This window comes from Shewanella sp. (assembly GCF_051658185.1).
Classification (GTDB): domain Bacteria; phylum Pseudomonadota; class Gammaproteobacteria; order Enterobacterales; family Shewanellaceae; genus Shewanella.
The window spans coordinates 1-5,315 of record NZ_JBOFMC010000388.1 but is presented as its reverse complement, the minus strand read 5'-3'; the positions used below and the strand labels follow the sequence as shown (position 1 = coordinate 5,315).

At 48.8% G+C, this 5,315-nt stretch carries 6 protein-coding genes; all 6 read left to right on the top strand.

The window, feature by feature from the left end; all coding sequences use genetic code 11:
* Nucleotides 1-591: 591 nt before the first annotated feature.
* The 6 genes from ACRCZA_RS14490 (at nucleotide 592) to rraB (ending at nucleotide 5,287) form a co-directional block, all read left to right on the top strand.
* Nucleotides 592-876, top strand: a complete 285-nt coding sequence (locus ACRCZA_RS14490) for an ABC-type zinc uptake system zinc chaperone (protein WP_438675109.1) — start codon at nucleotides 592-594, stop codon at nucleotides 874-876.
* 111 nt (nucleotides 877-987) lie between these two features.
* Nucleotides 988-2,181 (top strand): hypothetical protein, encoded by a 1,194-nt coding sequence (locus ACRCZA_RS14485; protein ID WP_438675108.1) that lies wholly within the window; start codon nucleotides 988-990, stop codon nucleotides 2,179-2,181.
* Entirely contained in the window at nucleotides 2,165-3,073 is a 909-nt protein-coding gene (locus tag ACRCZA_RS14480; RefSeq protein WP_438675110.1) for a metal ABC transporter solute-binding protein, Zn/Mn family, read from the top strand. The genes ACRCZA_RS14485 and ACRCZA_RS14480 overlap by 17 nt, the downstream gene beginning before the upstream one ends.
* 5 nt (nucleotides 3,074-3,078) lie before the next feature.
* Nucleotides 3,079-3,885: a metal ABC transporter permease gene (locus ACRCZA_RS14475; RefSeq protein ID WP_438675107.1), complete on the top strand. Its 807-nt coding sequence runs from the start codon at nucleotides 3,079-3,081 to the stop codon at nucleotides 3,883-3,885.
* Between the two features lie 195 nt (nucleotides 3,886-4,080).
* Nucleotides 4,081-4,824, top strand: a complete 744-nt coding sequence (locus ACRCZA_RS14470) for a 1-acylglycerol-3-phosphate O-acyltransferase (protein ID WP_438675106.1) — start codon at nucleotides 4,081-4,083, stop codon at nucleotides 4,822-4,824.
* 55 nt (nucleotides 4,825-4,879) lie between these two features.
* On the top strand, nucleotides 4,880-5,287 hold the full coding sequence (gene rraB, locus ACRCZA_RS14465) for a ribonuclease E inhibitor RraB (protein ID WP_438675105.1): 408 nt from the start codon (nucleotides 4,880-4,882) through the stop codon (nucleotides 5,285-5,287).
* The last annotated feature ends 28 nt before the right edge of the window (nucleotides 5,288-5,315 follow it).

Sequence of the window (5,315 nt, the reverse complement as noted above, 5' to 3'; positions counted from 1 at the left end):
AGATGCGGTGAGCCGCTTAGTGAACGACTTGCTCTTGGCTCTCTAATGAATGTTCTACATAGTAAATTCCACCTAAAATCACAGCGCCGAAAATCACAATACCTAAGATAAGTCCTAAGTTTTCGCGGAGAAATGCTAGCATTTTAGTTGCCTTTTGCTGAATGAATTGGGGGTGCCAAGTGTTGTTCGGCCGAGTGTTAATCAACCAAGTGTTAATCAACCAAGTGTTAATCAACCAAGTGTTAATCAACCAAGTGTGCATCGTTCAAGAGGGCAGCGCCTACGTCGTATTGATTAGTTCAAGCATCGCGCTTGCGGCCCTTTTACTCACTGGACACTGTGCACTATAAATAGACTCACTTAAGTTAATCTTAATTCCATATAGGGCTGAATGCGTGATATGCCGACCAAGCGTGCTGATATTTGCTTATGAGTGATTGTGCTCGCCAGTGTGATTGCCCAAAGGTGTGATGGTAAAGCCTATGTAAAGGGTGTTGTTGCGTTGGCATATTGCATCTTAGGATTAGCCTGCATAAACTGGCGCCACTTTATGGGCTGTGAAAATGACAGATTGGCTGTGAGAATGACAGAGTGAGATTACATCGTCACATTAGACACGGGATAACGATATGGCTGGCCGCTATATTGGTGCTGCTGTCTTTTGTCGTCTCTGCTCACAGCGTGACCCATCTGGATGATGGCGCCAAGACCCACTGTACCTTATGCATTCAGCAACACCAGTTTAAACACATTTTATTAAGCCAACCGCTGCAACTCGATCCTGTGGTGCAGCAGGTCGAGTCGCTTGAGCGTGTGTTTACGATTTTCCTTTCCAAGCATGTCAGTGTTTACCTTAGCCGTGGCCCACCGGTTTAACTCTAAAGCAACGTTTACATTCTAATTTATTGTATTTAAAAATTAATTTTAGATTTTAATCCCTTGGTGACATTCGATAGTCACCGAGCGCTTGTTGTATTTGGAGATATTATGACTGTTGTTAAAACGCCCATTACTGTGGTGGCGATGGCCTGTGCGTGGCTTTCTTGTGGGGTGATATCGTGTGGAGCGATAGCGCAAGAGCCGAGTTTAACGAATCCCGCGATCAGCGCGGTGTTAAATGGTTATTACCAAACGGCAGAACGGCCATTGGCTGAAAGTGGCAGTGGCTTTGGCTTAGGTGAAACCGAGCTGGCCATGAGCGCCAATATTGACGATATGTTTTACGGTAAACTCACCGCGGTTATTGAGCTGCATGAGGGAGAGACTGAGCTCATTCTTGAGGAAGCTTTTATTCAGACGCTGGCGATGCCAGCAGGCTTTGCAATGCGTGCCGGTCGTTTCCTATCGGACATTGGCTATCTGAATAATCAACATTTACATACAGATGCCTTTACCGAACGCCCAGTTGCCTATCGGGCGTTTTTAGGTGGGCATTACTTTGACGATGGGGTGCGGCTCAGCGTTGTCGCGCCGACGGATCTGTATTGGACAATGGGGCTGGAGGCCTTTAGGGGTGAGAGCTTACGGGCAGATGATGACCACGGCGAGCGTGAGTTTAAAGAAGTGGGTGTTTACACCGTATATTCAAAAATTGGCGGTGATATCGGTGATAACAGTGCTTGGCAAGCGGGTTTGAGTTACCTGCGTAACGAAAATGGTCAACTAGCGCCCCATCACGAAGCTGGAGCACTGGCAGAGGTTGCTGAAGACGCTCACGATCATAGCCATAGGGCATCTTATACGGGCAAAAATACCTATGGTGCTGATTTTGTTTATAAGTGGGCACCTAATGGCAACTACAAGTATCAGAATGTCACCTTGAGTGGGGAATATTTTCGGGTGACCGATTTTGCCCCAGTGGGATTAGCCGCAGAGGATGCGCCGAGTAAGGATTATCATCAGGGCTGGTATTTGAGCGGAGTGTATCAGTTGACGCCAAGCTGGTCTGCCGGGCTGCGCTATGGCGAAGTGGATACTCAAGCACTTCATGATGAACATTTTCACGGACAAACGTTACAGGAATCAGAGCTGACATTGGCATGGCACCCTAGCCATTTTTCAACGGTGCGGGTGCAATATACTCACCAAAATGGGGTTAACTTCGACGGTATCGAAGACGATAACATCTTTACTCTTCAATATATTATGTCTCTGGGGGCCCATGGTGCGCATCAATTCTAAGTTACTCAGATGCCTTGGGGTAGGGTGCATGCTCACCTACACCGGCATGGCTCATGCTGAGCTGAATGTGTTTGCCTGTGAGCCTGAATATGCAGCCTTGGCCAAGGCGTTAGCGCCCACGGCGACGATTTACGCCGCGACCACGGCCTTGCAGGATCCTCATCAGGTGCAGGCACGCCCGAGTTTGATTGCCAAAATGCGTCAAGCGGATTTAGTGGTGTGTGCCGGTGCCGATCTGGAGGTGGGCTGGTTGCCTATGCTGCAAATGAAGTCTGCCAATGCCAAGGTGCTTTCTCGGGAGCAAGGACTCTTTTTTGCGGCAGAGCACATCGATACCTTAGATAAGCTGGCCACAGTGGATCGCAGTATGGGTGATGTGCATGCCCTAGGAAATCCCCATTTACACTTTGATCCTAAGCGGTTATTGCAGGTCGCCACCGCATTAAGCGCCAAGATGCAACAACTGGATCCTGAAGGTACAGCGGCGTATCAACGCGCACTGAGCGACTTTAGTGAGCGATGGCAGGCGGCGATTAGCCGCTGGGAGGCACAAGCTCAGGGATTAAAGGGCAAGAAAGTGTTCGCTTACCACTCTAGTTTTAAGTATCTATTTAACTGGATAGGGATAGAGCAGGTGGCGGATCTTGAGCCTAAACCGGGTCTTATGCCTTCTAGCAGTCATTTAGCCAGTTTGCTCACCCGCGCCGCACAAGGGGATATTTTGGCGGTAGTGGTGGCCTCCTATCAGGATGATCGCGGCGCCAACTGGCTGGCCGACAAAGCCAATCTGCCCGTAGTGCGCTTGCCGATGTCGGTTGGCGGCAATGATGACAGCCAAGATCTTTTTAGTCTGTACGACAGCGTTATCTCCCTGTTAAACGGAGTGAAATAGCACCTATGGCTGATTTCGCTGCGCTATTTGATCTGGAGCTGATGAGCATTTTACTCCCCGCGTTGGCGGCGGGGATGTTAGTGTTATCAACGCACATCGTGCTTGGGCAACAAGTGCTTAAACGTGGCATTATCTTTATTGATTTAGCCATTGCCCAGGTTGCCGCCCTTGGGGCTATTGTGGCTCACATGGATAGTCGCTTGGAGGCCATGCCATTTTCCCATGTGTGGATGCCAGCACTTTTTGCGCTCGGTGGCGCAGGATTGATTGCTTGGCTCGCCAAACGGATGGCGTCTGAATTGGAGGCGTTGATAGGTTGCTTCTATGTGTTATCAGCGGTGGCGGCGATGTTGCTGCTGGCCAATGATCCCCATGGGGCTGAGCTATTAAAGCAATTGATGTCGGGCCAAATCCTCTGGGTGAGTTGGTCACAATTGCTGTTACCTGCGTTGGTTTACGCCGGTGTGTTACTGGCGATTTTCCTGCGGCCAGCGATTCTGGATGGCGCCGGATTTTATCTGTTGTTTGCGCTGGTGATCACCCTTTCGGTGGAGTTGGTAGGTGTCTATCTGGTGTTTAGTACCCTGATTTTGCCCGCTTTAGCATTGAATAAATATCAGGGAAAAGGGCGGTTATTTTATGCTTACCTTGTGGGATTAAGCGGTTATCTGCTTGGGTTAACGCTGTCGGCCACATTCGATTTACCTAGCGGCGCGGCCATTGTCGCGACCTTAGCGCTGAGTGCTTGGGTATTTCGAGTCGGCTTACGTCAGCTAAAACCATCGCAAACTGGCATGAACGCTGACCTGTAAATCAAAGGGGTTTTGCACTAAAAACCACATAAAAACATAGAGTCATAAGCCATTTAGAAAACCATAGGCGGAGTGGAACGGCCATTCGCCTATGGTTTTTTTATGGGCGCCAGTCAGCTTACAGATGTAAACAATATATTGAGTCAGAGGACCATGGTGGCTATACTGTCGCCACTTTTTTTGTTGGAGTAAATTGTGCTGTTAATCGTCAGATCTATGCTGTTGGCGGTGTCTTTGTTGCTTGCCTTTATTTTTGGCGGATTGGTGTGTTTATTACGGCCACGCCACCGTGACAATGTACATATGTTCGCCAAGATCTTCTCATCGGTGGCGCCACTATTGGGGATCAAAGTCATCGTACGTCGCCATCAAGATGTGCAAAATGGCCCGTATATTTTCCTTGCAAATCATCAAAATAACTTCGATCTGTTCACGCACACTAAAGCGGTGCCATCGGGCACAGTGAGCTTAGGTAAAAAAAGTTTGGCGTGGATGCCATTATTTGGCCAAATTTATTGGCTATCGGGCAATATTCTTATTGACCGTAAAAACCGCCACAGCGCCTTCGATACCATGGCCAAAACGGTGGAAAAGATTAAGCAAAAAAGTTTGTCGGTGTGGATTTTTCCCGAGGGCACTCGCTCCCGTGGTCGTGGCCTGTTGCCCTTTAAAGCGGGGGCATTCCATACGGCGATTGCTGCCGGCGTGCCAGTGGTGCCCGTGTTGGCTTCTTGCCAAGGTCATATCCATTTAAACCGTTGGGATAATGGGGTCGTGATCATTGAAATGATGGCTCCAGTCCCGACGGCAGGGCTAGATAAGGCCGATGTGAAAGCCTTGTCGGCGCAGATTTATGACAGCATGGCCGCTAAACTGGTTGAGATAAATCAGGAGGCTAGCGCATTAATGGGTAAAACTCCTGTGGCTGATGACGTATAATAACGGCAATTTGCGCCTGAATGATCTTAAGATTGACCTTAACGGAGACCCATCCATGTCTATTGAACGCCTGTTAAAAGAACAGCTTGCTGAGAATCGCGATATAGTGCAAGCCCTGCTGGACGATGGCTCGGATCCCGATGCCGAATATACGATTGAGCATCATTTTTCGTCGACCAATTTTGATCGCCTAGAAAAAGCCGCAGTGGATGCGTTTAAATTCGGTTTTGAAGTGAACGATGCTGAAGAAATGGAGCTAGAGGATGGCTCGGTGATTTTCTGTTTTGATGCCATTGCCCATCATAAGTTGGATGTGGCCCTGCTGGATAAGGCCGCCGAGCAATTGCTGCAATTAGCGGCCAAGCAGAAGGTCGATTACGATGGTTGGGGCACCTATTTCGTTGGCGATGATATGGATGACGACGAAGAAGACGATGAAGAAGATGACGGTTTTCCCCATTAAGCCTTTATCTCATCGGTGTCAGCGTCGC